The 16,714-nt window shown below is 29.6% G+C and carries 15 protein-coding genes and 1 pseudogene; 15 read left to right on the top strand and 1 reads right to left on the bottom strand.

Going from position 1 to position 16,714, the window contains the following annotated elements; genetic code table 11:
• Positions 1-37 precede the first annotated feature (37 nt).
• The 15 genes and pseudogenes from citG to ABDZ93_RS18740 all read left to right on the top strand — a co-directional run bounded on the left by citG (position 38) and on the right by ABDZ93_RS18740 (position 13,655).
• Positions 38-1,417 (top strand): triphosphoribosyl-dephospho-CoA synthase CitG, encoded by a 1,380-nt coding sequence (citG, locus tag ABDZ93_RS18810; protein ID WP_343828051.1) that lies wholly within the window; start codon positions 38-40, stop codon positions 1,415-1,417.
• Positions 1,418-1,656: 239 nt separating this feature from the next.
• Positions 1,657-2,133 carry an NADH-quinone oxidoreductase subunit NuoE family protein gene (locus ABDZ93_RS18805; protein WP_343828050.1) on the top strand — a complete coding sequence of 159 codons (477 nt, stop codon included), beginning with the start codon at positions 1,657-1,659 and terminating at the stop codon, positions 2,131-2,133.
• Position 2,134: 1 nt separating this feature from the next.
• Positions 2,135-4,009 (top strand): NADH-quinone oxidoreductase subunit NuoF, encoded by a 1,875-nt coding sequence (nuoF, locus tag ABDZ93_RS18800; RefSeq protein WP_343828049.1) that lies wholly within the window; start codon positions 2,135-2,137, stop codon positions 4,007-4,009.
• 4 nt (positions 4,010-4,013) lie between these two features.
• Complete coding sequence (locus ABDZ93_RS18795; RefSeq protein WP_343828048.1) at positions 4,014-5,702, top strand: [FeFe] hydrogenase, group A; 1,689 nt, start codon at positions 4,014-4,016, stop codon at positions 5,700-5,702.
• Between the two features lie 5 nt (positions 5,703-5,707).
• Positions 5,708-5,956, top strand: coding sequence for a (2Fe-2S) ferredoxin domain-containing protein (locus ABDZ93_RS18790; protein ID WP_343828047.1), 249 nt, complete (start codon positions 5,708-5,710; stop codon positions 5,954-5,956).
• 217 nt (positions 5,957-6,173) lie between these two features.
• On the top strand, positions 6,174-6,596 hold the full coding sequence (locus tag ABDZ93_RS18785; RefSeq protein WP_343828046.1) for a hypothetical protein: 423 nt from the start codon (positions 6,174-6,176) through the stop codon (positions 6,594-6,596).
• Positions 6,597-6,712: 116 nt separating this feature from the next.
• Positions 6,713-8,578 carry a molecular chaperone HtpG gene (gene htpG / locus ABDZ93_RS18780; RefSeq protein WP_343828045.1) on the top strand — a complete coding sequence of 622 codons (1,866 nt, stop codon included), beginning with the start codon at positions 6,713-6,715 and terminating at the stop codon, positions 8,576-8,578.
• A 241-nt stretch (positions 8,579-8,819) separates the two neighbouring features.
• A complete protein-coding gene (locus ABDZ93_RS18775; RefSeq protein WP_343828044.1) occupies positions 8,820-8,960 on the top strand; it encodes a hypothetical protein in 141 nt (46 codons plus the stop codon).
• A 9-nt stretch (positions 8,961-8,969) separates the two neighbouring features.
• Complete coding sequence (locus ABDZ93_RS18770) at positions 8,970-9,176, top strand: phosphorylase family protein (protein WP_343828043.1); 207 nt, start codon at positions 8,970-8,972, stop codon at positions 9,174-9,176.
• Positions 9,154-9,552: a 5'-methylthioadenosine/S-adenosylhomocysteine nucleosidase gene (locus tag ABDZ93_RS18765; RefSeq protein WP_343828042.1), complete on the top strand. Its 399-nt coding sequence runs from the start codon at positions 9,154-9,156 to the stop codon at positions 9,550-9,552. Before ABDZ93_RS18770 ends, ABDZ93_RS18765 begins: the two co-directional genes overlap by 23 nt.
• Positions 9,553-9,625: 73 nt before the next feature.
• Entirely contained in the window at positions 9,626-10,288 is a 663-nt protein-coding gene (locus ABDZ93_RS18760) for a response regulator transcription factor (RefSeq protein WP_343828041.1), read from the top strand.
• A 44-nt stretch (positions 10,289-10,332) separates the two neighbouring features.
• Positions 10,333-11,727 carry a HAMP domain-containing sensor histidine kinase gene (locus ABDZ93_RS18755; RefSeq protein ID WP_343828040.1) on the top strand — a complete coding sequence of 465 codons (1,395 nt, stop codon included), beginning with the start codon at positions 10,333-10,335 and terminating at the stop codon, positions 11,725-11,727.
• A gap of 117 nt (positions 11,728-11,844) precedes the next feature.
• Positions 11,845-12,261, top strand: coding sequence for a hypothetical protein (locus tag ABDZ93_RS18750; RefSeq protein ID WP_343828039.1), 417 nt, complete (start codon positions 11,845-11,847; stop codon positions 12,259-12,261).
• An 86-nt stretch (positions 12,262-12,347) separates the two neighbouring features.
• Positions 12,348-13,145: pseudogene (locus ABDZ93_RS18745) on the top strand (NAD(P)H-dependent oxidoreductase).
• A gap of 153 nt (positions 13,146-13,298) precedes the next feature.
• Positions 13,299-13,655, top strand: coding sequence for a hypothetical protein (locus ABDZ93_RS18740; protein WP_343828038.1), 357 nt, complete (start codon positions 13,299-13,301; stop codon positions 13,653-13,655).
• A gap of 283 nt (positions 13,656-13,938) precedes the next feature.
• On the opposite strand, the gene ABDZ93_RS18735 is transcribed toward ABDZ93_RS18740, so the two are convergent.
• Complete coding sequence (locus tag ABDZ93_RS18735) at positions 13,939-16,080, bottom strand: C25 family cysteine peptidase (protein WP_343828037.1); 2,142 nt, start codon at positions 16,078-16,080, stop codon at positions 13,939-13,941.
• Positions 16,081-16,714 lie beyond the last annotated feature (634 nt).

Below are 16,714 nucleotides of genomic sequence, written 5' to 3'. Positions count from 1 at the left end.
AAGTGATAGGATAATTATTGCCTATCCTTACATTAATATGGATTATACAGAAATAGATAAATTTTTAAACCATAGAGAAAAAAGAGTATTACATCAAGAACAGCTTCTTAGAAATACTTCAGGCGGAGTTACTCTTGCCACTGTAAGAGTAAATTATCCTGGTATAGAAAAATCTAATTATATTACAGATAGTATCGCAAAGATAATTTGTGAAGATATATTTTTATTTCACAATAAAAATATAATTTATAAAGAAGTATATAAGAATAGAGAAGGAATTATAGGTCACTTTATATTTAATACAGATAACATTGAAGTAAAAAGAAAACTTATATATATGGAAGAAAATCATATATTAGGTAGATGTGTAGATATAGATGTATACTATATTGAGGATAGTGATCCAATGATGCCAACATTGCATGGAGTATCCAGACGTGACATAGGTTTAGAACCTAGAAAATGTTTTTTATGCGAAGAAGAAGCTAGAGTATGTTCTAGAAGTCAAAAACATAATATAGAGGAAATAAAAGAGTACTTTGTTAAAAAGTATGAAGAATATATGTGTTATGTATATAGAAAAGATAAATTATCCTATGATATATCTCAACTAGCCCTTAAAGCAATGATTTCAGAGGTATCCACTATGCCTTCTTTTGGATTAGTTTCACCTATTACAAAGGGGTCGCATATAGATATGGATTACTATACATTTTTAGATAGTAGTTTTGCTATAGTACCCTTTATAAAAGAAATGGTAGAAGTAGGATATAGCTATGAAAGTCCTAAAAATATTTTTATAGCTATAAGAGCTATTGGAATAAAATGCGAAGAAGCTATGTTCAATGTTACAAAAGGAGTAAATACGCATAAAGGCATAATATTTTTAATAGGAGTAGTAGCTGCTGCTCTAGGTAAAGTTCTTTATGAGAAATTATCGTATAATAAAATTGAAACTATACTAAAAGACATGTGTGAAAACATATTAGATGATTTTAAAGATTTACATAAAAAGAAAGAATTAACTCATGGAGAGGCTTTATATTTAAAACATGGTTTCGCTGGGATTAGAGGAGAAGTTAAAACGGGACTTGGAAATATTTTCCAGGAAATAATACCCAATTACCGAAATTCTAAGCTGAAAGGAAATGATTTATATTCTCAGACATTGCTTATGCTAATGAGTAAAGTCGAAGATAGTACCATTGTACATAGACAAAATATAGATAAACTTCGTGAAGTTCAAAGACACGCCTATGAAGTTTTAAACTTAGGGGGCTTCAATAGTGAAGAAGGAATTAAAGCAGCCTATGATTTTGAAAAGCAGTGTATAGATGAAAATGTCAGTCCAGGAGGGTCGGCAGATTTATTGGCGCTAGTTATATTTTTGACAGACTCTAAAAAGTTTTTTTCATAAACTTTACCTCATTACAGATGTAAACTTTTAAAGTAGATGTATTTAATATACAAATAAAATTAAATATATCTACTTTATTTTATAAATTTCTTAAAAAATCAATATTATACAAAGAATTTATTATAATTATATATAGATTAATGACAAAAATAATTATTAATTTATATTGAAATATTTGAAAATTCAGTATAGAATGTAATGGTGATAATAATTTAACAAGCATTGTAGGGGGGAAAACAATGAATACATCCTTTAATTATGAAGAACTAGATGTTATATTAAAAAATCATGGGTATAGCTCTAGTAATATAATTGCTATATTACAAGATACTCAGGAGATATACAGATATCTTCCAGAGGAAATATTCCCATATTTCTCTAAAAAATTAGGTGTAAGTGAAGCTAAAATTTATAGTGTAGCTACATTCTATGAAAACTTTTCGCTAGAACCTAAAGGAAAATATGTAATAAAAATATGTGACGGAACAGCATGTCATGTAAGAAAATCTATACCTATATTAGAAAAACTAAGAAGTGAATTGAGTCTTTCAGAGAATAAGGTTACTACTAATGATTTAATGTTTACTGTGGAAACGGTTTCATGTCTTGGGGCTTGTGGTTTAGCACCAGCAATAACAGTTAATGATAAGGTTTATGGAGCTATGACTCCTGAAAAGGCAGTAGAACTTCTAAAAACGCTTAAGGAGGACAAATAGTATGCTTCTTAATAGACAGGATTTAATTAATATAAGAAATACCTATAAAGAGAGTTTTGAAAATGAAAAAGTAAAAATTCTTGTATGTTCAGGTACTGGTTGCATAGCGGGTGGTGCATTAGATATATATGATGAGTTTGTAAGAATAATGAAGGAAAAGGATATAAAATGCGAGGTTAGATTAGAGAAAGAACCTCATGATAAATCTGTAGGAATTAAAAAAAGTGGTTGTCACGGATTCTGTGAAATGGGACCTCTTGTAAGAATAGAGCCATGGGGATACTTATACATAAAGGTTAAACCACAGGATTGTGAAGAAATAATAAATAAAACAATTCTTTATGGTGAATGTGTAGAAAGATTAGCCTATAAAAAGGATGATAAAATTTATAAAACTCAAGAAGAAATACCTTTCTATAAAAAGCAAACTAGATTAGCATTAGAACATTGTGGTCATATTGATTCTACATCTATAGAAGAATACTTTGCTATAGGCGGATATTCTGCCTTAGAAAAAAGTTTATTTGATATGACAGCAGATGAAGTTATAAAAGAAATTGATGAATCCAACTTAAGAGGCCGTGGAGGCGGGGGATTCCCAACAGGTCGTAAATGGTCTCAAGTAAAACGTCAACCTGAAGGTGAAAAGTATATTGTATGTAATGGAGATGAGGGAGACCCCGGTGCTTTCATGGATAGAAGTATAATGGAGGGAGATCCACATAGAGTTATAGAAGGAATGATGATTGCAGCAGTAGCTTGTGGAGCACAGGAAGGATATATATATGTGCGTGCAGAATATCCTCTTGCTGTTAGTAGGTTAAAAAATGCTATAGAAGAAGCTAAAAAACATGGAATACTAGGTGAGAATATCCTTGGTACAGGTTTTAATATGGATATTAAAATTAGTAAAGGAGCAGGTGCATTTGTATGTGGAGAAGGAAGTGCGCTTACTGCTTCTATTGAAGGTAAAAGAGGTATGCCTAGAGTTAAGCCACCTAGAACTGTAGAACAAGGTCTATTTGGCAAACCAACAGTACTCAATAATGTAGAAACTTTTGCCAATGTACCTATAGTAATTGAAAAGGGCTCTGAATGGTATAAAGCAATTGGACCAGAAAAGAATAATGGAACAAAAGCTTTTGCTTTAACAGGAAATATTGAAAATACAGGACTTATAGAAGTTCCAATGGGTACAACCTTAAGAGAAATAATATTTGATATAGGTGGAGGAATAAGAGACGGAGGAGAATTTAAAGCTGTTCAAATAGGAGGTCCTTCTGGTGGATGTTTGACAAAAGAGCATTTAGATTTACCATTAGATTTTGATTCCTTAAAAAAGGCAGGAGCTATGATCGGTTCTGGTGGACTTGTTGTTATGGACGAAAATACTTGTATGGTAGAAGTGGCTAGATTCTTTATGAACTTTACTCAAAATGAGTCTTGTGGTAAGTGTATACCATGCCGTGAAGGTACTAAGAGAATGCTTGAAATTTTAGAAAGAATTGTGGCTGGTAAAGGTGAGATTGAAGATATTGATCTATTATTAGAGCTTGCAGATACTATATCTTCTACTGCTTTATGTGGATTAGGAAAGACAGCAGCCTTCCCAGTAGTAAGTACTATTAATAATTTTCGTAGTGAATATGAAGCTCATATTGTCGATAAAAAATGTCCAACCAAGACATGTCAAAAACTAAAAACTATCTTTATAGAAGCAGATCTTTGTAAAGGTTGTTCAAAATGTTCAAGAATTTGTCCAGTAGGTGCTATTTCAGGCAAGGTAAAGGAACCTTTTGTAATTGACAAGAACAAATGCATTAAATGTGGTGCCTGTGTTGAAGCTTGTGCCTTTAAAGCTATAAAGGAGGATTAATAGAATGAATGAACAATTTATGATTATAGATAATATCCCGGTAGAAATAAAGGGAGAGAAAAATATTTTAGAGCTTATTAGAAAAGCAGGCATAGATCTACCTACTTTCTGTTATTACTCAGAGCTTTCTGTATATGGAGCTTGCCGTATGTGTATGGTGGAAAATAAGTGGGGAGGTATTGAAGCTGCATGCTCTACCCCACCAAAGGCTGGTATGGAAGTATACACTAATACTCCTAGATTAAGAAAATATAGAAAAAATATATTAGAATTATTACTTTCAAATCACTGTAGAGATTGTACTACTTGTGAGAAAAATACACACTGTAAGTTACAAGATCTAGCTCAACGTTTTGGAATTAAAGATATAAGATTTAATAATACAGCAGAAAAAAGTGAATTAGACAAATCCTCTTTATGTATAGTAAGAGATAAGAGTAAATGTATCCTATGTGGTGACTGTGTTAGAATGTGTAATGAAGTTCAAAATGTAGGTGCCATCGACTTCTTAAAAAGAGGAGCAGAAATGACTGTAGGTGCAGTATTTGATAAACCAATTGGAGAATCAAACTGTGTAGGTTGTGGTCAATGTGCAGCAGTATGTCCTACAGGTGCCATAGTAGTAAAAAATGATACACAAAAATTATGGAAAGAATTAAGTGATAAAAACACTAAAGTAGTGGTTCAAATAGCTCCGGCTGTAAGAGTAGGAATTAGTGAAGAGCTTGGACATAAAGATGGCGAAAATGTAATGGGTAAAATTGTTGGAGCTTTAAAGAGAATGGGCTTTGACGAAGTATTTGATACATCCACTGGAGCCGATCTTACAGTATTAGAAGAGACAGGGGAATTCCTTTCAAGATTAGAGAATAATGAAAAGCTTCCTCTATTTACTTCATGCTGTCCAGCTTGGGTTAATTATGTAGAAAGAAATTATCCAGAACTAATGAGTAATGTTTCTTCATGTAAATCTCCTATGCAGATGTTTGGTTCTGTTTTAAAGGAACACTATAAACATTCTAGTAAAAGAATAGTAAGTGTTGCTATAATGCCTTGTACAGCTAAGAAATTTGAAGCTAATAGGGATGAATTTGAAGTTGAAGGAATAAAAGATGTAGACTATGTTATAACTACTCAAGAGCTTATATCTATGATAAAAGAATCTGGAATTGTATTTTCAGAGATAGAGCCAGAAGCTGTAGACATGCCTTTTGGTGTTAGTAGTGGCGCCGGAGTTATATTTGGTGTTACTGGTGGAGTTACAGAGGCAGTTTTAAGAAGAGTTCTAGATGACAAATCTGTATCTACATTGCGTTCTATAGCTTTTAATGGAGTAAGAGGAATGTCAGGAGTAAAGGAAACTAGTGTAACTGTAAATGATAAGGAATTAAAGATTGCTATAGTTAGTGGTCTTAAGAATGCTGATGATCTTTTAAGAAAGATAAAATCAGAAGAAGTACATTATGACTTTATTGAAGTAATGGCTTGCCCAGGTGGATGTGTAGGTGGAGCTGGTCAACCGTTTACCATGTCAGCCGGAAAACAAAAACGTGGAGCAGGATTATATGCAGCAGATAAGATGAGTAGCCTTAAACGCTCAGAAGAAAATCCAGTGATGATATCACTTTATTCAGGATTATTAAAGGGAAAAGTTCATAAATTATTACATGTGAATTACGATAGAGGGGAGTAAATGCTGTGGTAAACTTGAGTGTTTGTATAGGTAGTGCCTGTCATGTAAAGGGATCTTATAATGTTATAAATGCTTTTCAACAGAGTATAGAAGAATATAATCTATCTGACAAAGTAGATTTAAAGGCAGTATTTTGCTTAGGTCACTGTTCTGATGCTGTATCTGTAAAAATTGATGATGGGGAAATCTTCAGTGTATCAGGGTTAACAGCAAAGAGTTTCTTCAAAAAAGAAGTATTACCAAGAGTAAAATAAGAACTATCTTAAAATAATATTGAACCTACACTTATATTAAAGTGTAGGTTTAATATTTATAAAGTTTAGTGAATTACTATTGAGACAGAACCTTTTTATCCGTAGGGAAATAAACAGAACAGCTGAAAAATACATATAGTTGTTAATTTAAATTTATATATATGATATAATGATGTGCATGAAAAACTTAAGAATTAATTAACAGGAGATGATAAAAATGTATGTATTATTTGGTGAAAATGTAATTCATAATGATGAGATGAAAGAAATAATAGAAAGTAAAACTGATTTTAAAGTAATTAAGGATATGACAAAGGGAACTAAAAGAGAAGATGTTCATGCCTTTTGTTTAAGTGTGAAAACCTCAATCTTAAATGAAATTATAGAAGAAGAGTATGATGATTTTAATTTAAGTGAAATAGAAGAGGACGATATTTTTGATGAGTATCTTAGCTTAGCAGAAGAGATGGCCTTAGATATGGAGGAGTTTATCCCGGAAGAAGCTATTATAGATGCAAAGGCTTATAAATGGGATCAATCAGATAACGATATAAAAGTAATTGTTATTATTGGAAACGATGAATTAGAAGAAAGAAAACTGAGAGATATAATGAAAAAATTACTAACTCAAGCAGAGTAAATGTGATATTTTACAAAAAATTTACAATGTATTCTTTATTTTATGCGGAATTGGGTATAAAATAAAGAATACAATGAGTATAATTATTTAATATTTTATGTTTGGAGGAGATATATATGCTTAAAGAGAATGGAAACATTTCAATTCACACTGAAAATATAATGCCGATTATAAAAAAATGGCTATACTCTGATAAGGATATATTTGTAAGGGAACTTATCAGTAATGGTTGTGATGCCATTAGTAAATTAGAGAGACTAGTGACCTTTGGAGAGGCTACTGTAAAGGAGTCTAACTACGAAGTTACTGTATCCTTAAATAAAGATGAGAAAACCATAAAATTTAAAGATAACGGTATAGGAATGACTTCAGAGGAAGTAAAAAAATATATTAATCAAGTAGCTTTCTCAGGAGCTGAGGAGTTTTTATCTAAATATAAAGATAAAATTGATGAAGGAAAAGGAATAATTGGTCATTTCGGATTAGGATTTTATTCAGCCTTTATGGTATCAGAAAAGGTTGAAATTGATACTTTATCCTATAAAGAGGGAGAAGAAGCTGTTAAGTGGATTTGTGATGGTGGTACAGAATATGAAATTGAATCTTCTGAAAGAAATTCTAGAGGAACTACTATTACCCTTCATATAAGTGAAGATAGCAATGAGTTTTTAGATTATTATAAACTAAGACAAATAATTAAAAAACATTGTAACTTCTTCCCTGTAGAGATTTATCTAATAGATGAAAATGAGAAAAAAGATGAGAAGGACTCAGAGGAAAATATAGAAAAAACTCCTTTAAATGATACAAAACCACTATGGATGAAAGCTCCAAAGGATTGTACAGATGAAGAGTATAAAGAATTTTATAGAAAGGTATTCAATGAATATAATGATCCACTATTTTGGATTCATATGAATGTAGATTATCCATTTAATTTAAAAGGAATACTATACTTCCCTAAATTAAAACATGAATTTGAGGCTACAGAAGGAGAAGTGAAACTTTATAATAAACAGGTCTTTGTTGCAGATAACATAAAAGAAGTTATTCCTGAGTTTTTATTACTATTAAAAGGTGTTATTGATTGTGAAGATATTCCTTTAAATGTATCAAGAAGTTTTCTGCAAAAGGATAACAATGTATCGAAGGTATCTAGACACATTGTAAATAAAGTGGCAGATAAGCTTACATCTTTATTTAAAAACCATAGAGATGAGTACAATGACTTTTGGAAAGATATAAATATCTTTATTAAATATGGTTGCCTAAGGGATGAAAAATTCTATGAAAAGGTTAAAGATATAATAATTTTTAAAACTACCAATGAGGACCATGTAACATTAACACAATATCTAGAAAATAATAAAGAAAACCACGACAAAAAAGTTATTTATGTCAATGATGAAAAGCAGCAGTCTCAATATATTAAAATATTAAAGGACAACGGCTTAGAAGCAGTAGTTTTAAACACCACACTAGACAGTCATTTTATTACATTAATGGAGAGTAAAGAGGAAGGAGTACAATTTAGTAGAATTGACTCTGACTTAACAGAAATATTAAAAACTGATTTGAAAAATGAAAATCAAGAAGAAAATGATAAAGTAGAAGAGATATTTAAAAATTCTATAAATAAGAAAGAACTAAAAATATCTATAGAACCTATTAAAACAGAAGAAGTTCCAGCCATGATTACTCTATCAGAACAGTCTAGAAGAATGGCTGAAATGAGTGTAATGTTTGGTGGAGGGGATATGTCAATGTTCCCTAAAGAAGAAACCTTAGTTATAAATAGTACAAATTCATTAATTAAAAAGTTGTTTAATTTATCTAAAGATGAAAACAAAAAAGACTTAGTTAATGACATATGTAACCATGTATATGATTTAGCTATGATTAGTCATGGACAGCTAGATGCTGAAGAAATGGCTAATTTTATTAAAAGAAGTAATGATTTACTTGGAAGGTTAATTCAATAGAATAATTAAATAATTTGATTTTTATGATACCTCCTATTTTTAAAATAGGGGGTATTTAATTTAAAAATGTATTAAAAATTGAAAAAAAGTAATATTATGACGTAATATATATAAATTTGTATATATTATGATATAATTATGTATGAATTAAAATTATAGGATTTAGAGTAAAATCATACAATAAAGATAGGAATACATTTCAATTAAAAAGTAAAATTTATCTTTTAAAAAGGAGGAATACATGAGTACTTTAGGTATAATTGGAGTTAAGGAGATTGATATTAGATATATTAAAGAAAGTATGAAAATAGTAGAAGAAGTTGCATATTCAGGTTTTTTATTTTATATAGGAAATTATAATACATTAAATATTGTATTATGATGCACAGGCATGGGCAAAGTAAATTCAGCAGAATGTACTCAAATTTTAATTACAAAATTTAATGTGAAAAGAATAATTAGTACCGGTATTGCTGGTAGCTTAAATCCAGAAGTGAAAATTTGTGATATAGTTATTTCCAATAAGGTTACATATTACGATATATCAAAATCGCAGATGAAGACTTTATTTCCAAATGAAGACTTTATTTCCAAATGAAGATGTATTTGTTTCAAATGAATATCTAAAGAGATTAGCTATAAAAGCTTATAATAGAATAGAATTAAAGGAATGTGGGTATCACATTGGAAGAATAATTACAGGGGAAACCTTTGTATCAGATGATAAAACAAGAGCTGATTTAAGAACACAGTATCATGCGGAATGTATAGAAATGGAAGGAGGAGCTATAGCTCATATATGTCATACAAATAAAATTCCTTTTATACTTATAAGAGGAATATGTGACAATGCCGACCAATATGCAACTATATTATATAGGCAATTAGATATGATAGCAGCTTATGGCTCTGCAAAGTTTGTGATAAAGTTATTAGAAGAGCTTACCTACAATGAAAGAGATGTACTAAAATAATTTTAGGACATCTCCTTAATTTTATACTATAATAGTATAAAATAAAGGTAATATACAATTTTAGGAGGTTTAAATGAAAATTTTAGTTGCCGATGATGATGAGAGAATTTTAAGACTTATTGCTGATTATTTAACTTTTAATAAATTTGAAGTTATTACTGCAACGGATGGTAAACTTGCTTTAGAGAAGTTTGATAGTACCATTGATTTAGTAATTTTAGATGTAATGATGCCTATTTATGATGGGTGGATTGTATGTAAAGAGATTAGAAAGATATCAGAAGTACCTATAATCATATTAACAGCCAAGGATAGTGATTTAGATGAACTTTTTGCATTTGATATAGGAGTGGATGACTATGTATCTAAACCCTTTAATATAGCTTTATTACTTGCTAGAGTTAATAGGCTTTTAAAAAGTAAAAGCAAAATTATTCAGGAGGGAAGTATTGTATTTAAAGGAATTGAAATAGATGAAGAAAGCCATTTGATAAAAATAGATGGTAAAGAGAAGGAGCTAAATCCTAAAGAATATGAGTTATTGCTTTATTTCATAAAAAATATAAATAAAGTTATAACTAGAGAAACTCTACTAAGAGCCATATGGGATGAAGATTACTTTGGTGATACTAGAACTGTAGATACTCATATTAGTAGGTTGAGGAGTAAGTTAGGAAATCATAACAAGTATTTAAAAACCATAAGAAGTTTTGGATACAAGTTTGGTGAAGTATGATGAAATCAATTAAGATAAAATTATTTTCTGGTATAGTCCTCATATTGAGTACTTTTATTATTGGTATTGCAACATATGGAATTACATATAAAGACTTTTTTCAAAGAGAAAAATTAAAGGAAATGAATGTGGTAATTGAAGAAATTAAGGATTATATAGATGAAGACTATAATAATAGGGTAGACGAAAAACTAGAAGGGCTTTCAGAGAAGTATAGTGTTCAAATAGATATTAAAAATGCAATAACATTAGATAGCATATTTTCTAGCCATAAAATGGGTAAGAATAATATGATGAACGGACAACATAGGTTTGAAGTTATAGAGTTTATAGATGAAAAAGAGGGAATAAGTGAAACTATAACTCTAGATAAGTCTACAGGTGTAGAGTTTTTAACTGTAGTAGGAAACAGTGAATCCTCTTATGAAATAAGTGTTAAAACCCCAATTACTGTTATTGATGATGCAGTAAATAAATCTATAAAGCTTTTATTTATGATAATGTTGCCTGTTGGATTCATAGCACTTTTTATCACAGCATTATTTTCAAAACAATTTACTAAACCAGTAATAGAAATAACTAAAAAAACTAGAAAAATAGAAGAGTTAGACTTTAGTGAAGGTTTAAATATAAAAAGTATGGATGAAATAGGCACCTTAGCTAAAAGTGTAAATAATTTATCCTTTAAAATAGAAGAAACTCTAAAAAATCTAAAAGAAAAAAACTTAGTGTTAGAAACTATGATGGAGAATGAAAGGAAAAATCAATTAGCTAGAAGGGAATTTGTATCCTCCGTATCTCATGAACTAAAAAGCCCTATAACTGTTATTTCAGGTTATATACAAGCACTTCAAGGAGGATTTATTTCCTCAGATGAGGACAGAAAATATTATTTAGATGTAATAGGTGAAGAAACTGAAAGATTAGGAATTATAGTCAATGATCTTTTAGAGCTATATAAGCTAGAGTCAAATACCTTTAAATTAAATAAAAAGGGAGTAAATATAAATAGTTTGATAAAAAAAATTCTAGACAAAAATAAATTTAGATTTGAGGAATTAAACATAAATCTTAACTTTAATGAAGGTAAAAATGTTACCGTCTTTGTGGACGAAGTTAGATTAGAACAAGCAGTACAAAATTATATAAATAATGCTCTTAGTCATGTAGATGAAAATAAAATAATAGAGATTGATTTAAAAGTATCTGAAGATAATTTGGTAATTTATGTATATAACAGTGGTAGTAATATTGAAGACGAAAACCTTAATAAAATTTGGGAGGGTTTTGTAAGGGTAGACAAAGTGAGAAACTATAAAGAAAAACGTCTAGGATTAGGTCTAGCTATAGTAAAGCAAATAGTAACTCTTCATGAAGGTACCTATGGTGTAAAGAATAAAGAGCAAGGTGTGGAGTTTTGGATAACCTTAAAGTTATAAAAATGTATAATTAATTTAAGCTAACTATTAGATTCTTGGAACATTAATGTAACATTCCCTTGTTATTATAAAGGTGTAGAGGGAATAAAAAATATTTAATGAAGGGAAGGATTTAATATGAAAAAATCAATGATAGCTTTAGCACTAGTAGGAGTAATCACCGTTGGTGGAGCAACTATGGCCTTTGCAGATGAAAATTTAGGAGGAGCTTTTAGAAATGGTGGAACTACAAAAGTTCAAAGCTTAATAGAAGAAGGAAAGACTTTAGAAGAGTCAAGGGAAATTATGCTACAAGAAAAATATGAAAGAGTAGATGCAGCTATAGAAAGAGGAACAATAACTACAGAAAGAGGAGATGAAATTAAAGCTGAAATGACAGAAAATAGTGCTACTTGTGATGGTACTGGCATAAATAAAGAAAATAAGGAAGGCTACGGATTTAATCAAGGATTATGTAGTGGTGAAGGTACAGGACAAAGTAGAGGAACAGGCCAAGGGAAAGGTGCTGGTAGAGGAAACTGTATAAATAACTAATATTATAGGAAGGGTAGATATATTTGTATAAATATAGATATATCTGCTCTTCCTCTTTTTTATAAATTTTCTTTACATTAGTTAGGATGATTATGGTAAAATATTGTATATATACTATGACTATGAAGGAGATAGAAAATATGAAGTGTTTAGTTATCCATGGTAGTCCAAGAAGAGGAAATACATGGGATGTGTTAACTTTAGTAAAGGAAGAATTGAAAAAGAATTTAGAATTAAATTTTATAGATATAGAATTAAGAAAAGAAAACATTCCTTTGTGTATAGGATGTTTTAATTGAATTTATAAGGGAGAAGATAAATGTCCTCATAAAGAAATTATGAGTAAAATAGTGAAAGAAATTAAAGAAGCTGATGCTATAATAATCACTTCACCTGTATACTCTTTGCAAATAAGTGGATTACTAAAAAACTTTATCGATCATATGTCTTATAATTTTCATAGACCAAGTCTATTTACAAAGAAGGCTTTAATAATAACTACCACAGCCGGTGCAGGTCATAAGGATGCTGCTAACTATGTAAAAAGTGTTCTAAGTTACTGGGGCTTTAACCATATTCAAACTTTACCAATTGCTTATAGAAGCATGGAGCTTACAGATAAAAACAAGGTAAAGGTATTAAAAGGTGCAAAAAAATTCAGTGAGGAGCTAAGGTCTCAAAAGATTCATAAACCAACCTTAAAATCAGTAGCCATGTTTAATCTTTGGAAAGCTATGTCAAAGAATAAATATGAAGAAGGAAGTGCAGACTACGACTATTGGCATAGTGAAGAGATGCGTATAGGAGTATTTTCACCTCAAGTTCCTATAGGTATATTTAAAAAACTAATGGGAACAATTATTTATGGGATAATGAATAAATAAGGTTTGTATAAAAATAGATAAATTAGTAAATAATCCATATTAATACAACAATATATCTTGAACTATAACGTAATAAGTATTATAATGTGAATACATTATTAAATAATATATTTTAAGATATAACTGTTAAATGGAAAATGCAAGTTTGAGGTGATGATTTTGGATATTGAAATTGAAGATATACTTGTAAAGCTGTTAGAAGGTCAAACAAGACTTGAAACAGAAATAAATGGGGTTAAAAATGAGATAAAGAAGAATTCAATTAAAATTGAAGCTATAGAAAAAAACATAGATATGATTGTAGAAGTACAAACTTCACATAGAGATCAAAATGAAAATTCATTTAGAAGCACTGATTTAATAATAGAAGAAAAGACAAACTTGATTGAGAAATCAATAAAAAATATTTCAAAGAATGTTAAAGAAGTGAAGGAAAGTATAGAAGTATTAAAAGATATGACAGGGAGACATGAAGTAGATATTAACATATTAAAACGTAGACCAGTCTAACTAAAATTCAATATTCTTTTTCAATAACCATTTTATTTATTTAAGATAGTTATTTTTTATGGCTAAAATATGATTAAAATATGGATAATTTTAAAGGTAAGTTTGCATCTATTATATAGATGATAAGCTTACCTTTTTTGTGGACAAGAATTGTTTATAATTAAGTAAATGTTTTTTTAGAAGAAACTTATGAAATGCTAAGAGGAAATTATTTCAATAAGAACTGATAAGGCATTAAATAATAATAGGGTGCTACAAGAGCACCCTATTATATATTATAAATTTAGTTAGTTATAGGATAGCTTACGTTTAAATTATATTTTGTAGATGTGCTATAGATTCCATTATATCCAACAACTTTAAGATAGTATGTGCCTGTTGTACGTGCTGAGTAAGAAAGGGACTCATTGGATGTGGAGCTTCTAGTAGAAGAGGCAACTTTGTTTCCTGAGGAGTTATACAAATATAAGTCATAGTCATATGGTAGATTTGTTAGTGTAGCAGCGATAACACCAGATTCGTTAGTTGTAACTTTATAGTAATCAACGTCTGTATCTGAATATATATATGAACTATAATCTACACCACTGTTTATAGCATATGCTTGAGAAGTAGAGTCATTAGGTTCATATGGATCTTCTGGATCTACTGGTGGAGTTGTTGAATCAGATAGGATTTGTATAGATGGATCACCAAATAATGTCCATGTGTTAAAAGTTAATAAATCACTGCTTGTACCATTATCTAGCATTCTAGTTTCACCAGAATAACATAAGCCTCCTAATGATACTTTACTGTTGTTGCAAAGTAAGTCAATTATTCCGTCTTGACCATTCATAGGAGGTATCCAAGGTTGATTTACTGTTGACATTAATGTTCCTATTGCACCTATTGGGTTTCCATTGCTATTTTTTGAGCGAAGCCATGTTTCTGCAAAACAAGTACCACTTTGGAATTTACCACTTACACAAGAAACACTTACAATAAAAGGAAGTTGTCCTGGGTTTTGAAGATTTTTTATATTGGTATTACTAAAGCCTGTTGTTACCCAGTAGTTTTCAGCACCGTGTCCACAATAATTTATTATACCTCTGCCTTGATTTAGACTATTAGTAACAGAAGAAGCTGATGCACCTGGATCATATAGACTATCTACTTGAGTATAACCTGCATTTAGTAGCCTACTCTTTATGCTATCCATTTGTTGTATATCTGTCTCACCAGAGCCTTCATCAGATGCTATACCAACACCTTTCTTAAACCATGCAGCTGTATTATAACCATTTTGTTCAAACTCTATAGATCTTTGTACTTGAGTTTCAACATCTGCAATACTTTCTGCAGAAAAACGACCTACATATATGTCAGGATAATCATCTGATCCTGCAACCTTTGTATAGGTAGGATCAGAAACACCTGTAGAGTAAGTAGGAGAAGATACATGTGCATAGTCGCCAACCAGAAGAACATAAGTTAATTCAGGATGTTGGTTGTAATAATTTTGTATATAGTTTTTAATTTCAGTTGGATTATTGGTTGATGATACATCAGACATGTTTACCAATGTAGTGTTTATGCCTTTGGAATTTTTCCAATTAATAAAGGAATCCATAGTGCTACTATATTGATCATAGGATATGATAAGCATTGAGCCAGTTTCTGAAGGGTTACTCATTAAAGAATGATTTGATTTTTTTATATTACTGTAGTTAATAAATGTGTTTGTATAAGCTGGTTCGAAATCCGAAGTGATTTTATTAGGTTTTGAAGCTACAAGTGAATTTACTGAAGATTCACCATCTGTTATTATCTCAACAGTTACAGATTCATATACTCTTAGAGTTTCATTTTTAGGTTTATATTGAAATGCATTTAGAGTGATAGTTGTTCCTCTTAATTCTCTCATAATAAAAGGTTCACTAAAGGAAACTAATTCTGAAGGATAAAAGCTTTTATTTTTATATTCTTTACCTAATTTGTAAGGTATATCTTCAGGATTTTTATCCCTTGTTATAGAACCTTTTGATGGAACGATAGGGAAATTTTTATAGTCTTTATATTCTGATGATATAACGTTTAACTTAACGTCAGCATCATCTGGGATAACTATATTTCTGCATATACGAGGAAGTTCAGGTGCTCCTTCTTCAAGAGGTAAACTAGTACCTTCACAGGTAATATTATAGTAGGATTTATCATTAATATTTACTAAGTCTTTACTAAAATTGTTAATATCAAATTTTACAACTGTATGATGAGAATCAGACTCTAGAACAGTGACACTAACATCATCAGTGTTATTTGAGTTACCATCATTGTCAAGACTAGAAGTGGTTCTAGTATTAAATACAAAGAAACATTGAGTAACTAAAAATGTCAGTAGAAACAAAAATACTGATAGTTTTGATTTAAACAATTTTTTCATACATTCCCTCCTAAAAATTAAAAAATAGTAGAAATAAGACTGATAGAAAAACTCTCTAAATAATATATCCCTCCTTTTAAATTGTATTAATTGGTGATTTATGATAGATACATTGTGTCTATAGATAACAACTGAAATATAAGATTATTAAAGTTGTTTATCTCAAATATATTAAATTATTATGGAAAATTATAATTTAAACATGGGTGCATATAAATTAATTATGTGAAATTAGATAAATCAAATTGTATAAGACTGGATGAATAAATTTTGAAGATGTTTATAAAGTAGTTTATCACTTTTATGCGTGATTATGTAAAATAATGAAATGAAAAATTTATGTTATATATATATTAGAACAAATTCACAAAATTGTAAATAAAAACTGTGAATTTTTTTAAAAAGTTAATTATATGGAGACAATTAGTAAAAAACTAAATTTGAGTTAGTATACAAAGTGTGTAATATATAAGAAATTGAGATAGATAAGTTATAACTCTATTCTGTAACGAATAGTTATAAGATAAAATGCAATAACTATAAAATTAAATAATCTTTAATTAGCATAATATGTTATAATTTCCTTATAAAAGATAATCATATGATAAAAAAGTGATAAATTGATAAAGTGATA

Origin of the sequence: Clostridium subterminale, assembly GCF_039521425.1 — a bacterium.
In the GTDB taxonomy this organism is placed as follows: domain Bacteria; phylum Bacillota; class Clostridia; order Clostridiales; family Clostridiaceae; genus Clostridium_J; species Clostridium_J subterminale.
This window is presented reverse-complemented; position numbering and strand designations above follow the sequence as displayed.

Coding starts and splice junctions, on each gene's coding strand:
- citG (WP_343828051.1), top strand. CDS start 38: ATGGATTATACAGAAATAGATAAATTTTTAAACCATAGAGAAAAAAGA.
- ABDZ93_RS18805 (WP_343828050.1), top strand. CDS start 1,657: ATGAATACATCCTTTAATTATGAAGAACTAGATGTTATATTAAAAAAT.
- nuoF (WP_343828049.1), top strand. CDS start 2,135: ATGCTTCTTAATAGACAGGATTTAATTAATATAAGAAATACCTATAAA.
- ABDZ93_RS18795 (WP_343828048.1), top strand. CDS start 4,014: ATGAATGAACAATTTATGATTATAGATAATATCCCGGTAGAAATAAAG.
- ABDZ93_RS18785 (WP_343828046.1), top strand. CDS start 6,174: ATGTATGTATTATTTGGTGAAAATGTAATTCATAATGATGAGATGAAA.
- htpG (WP_343828045.1), top strand. CDS start 6,713: ATGCTTAAAGAGAATGGAAACATTTCAATTCACACTGAAAATATAATG.
- ABDZ93_RS18775 (WP_343828044.1), top strand. CDS start 8,820: ATGAGTACTTTAGGTATAATTGGAGTTAAGGAGATTGATATTAGATAT.
- ABDZ93_RS18770 (WP_343828043.1), top strand. CDS start 8,970: ATGGGCAAAGTAAATTCAGCAGAATGTACTCAAATTTTAATTACAAAA.
- ABDZ93_RS18765 (WP_343828042.1), top strand. CDS start 9,154: ATGAAGACTTTATTTCCAAATGAAGATGTATTTGTTTCAAATGAATAT.
- ABDZ93_RS18760 (WP_343828041.1), top strand. CDS start 9,626: ATGAAAATTTTAGTTGCCGATGATGATGAGAGAATTTTAAGACTTATT.
- ABDZ93_RS18750 (WP_343828039.1), top strand. CDS start 11,845: ATGAAAAAATCAATGATAGCTTTAGCACTAGTAGGAGTAATCACCGTT.
- ABDZ93_RS18740 (WP_343828038.1), top strand. CDS start 13,299: ATGATTTTGGATATTGAAATTGAAGATATACTTGTAAAGCTGTTAGAA.
- ABDZ93_RS18735 (WP_343828037.1), bottom strand. CDS start 16,080: ATGAAAAAATTGTTTAAATCAAAACTATCAGTATTTTTGTTTCTACTG.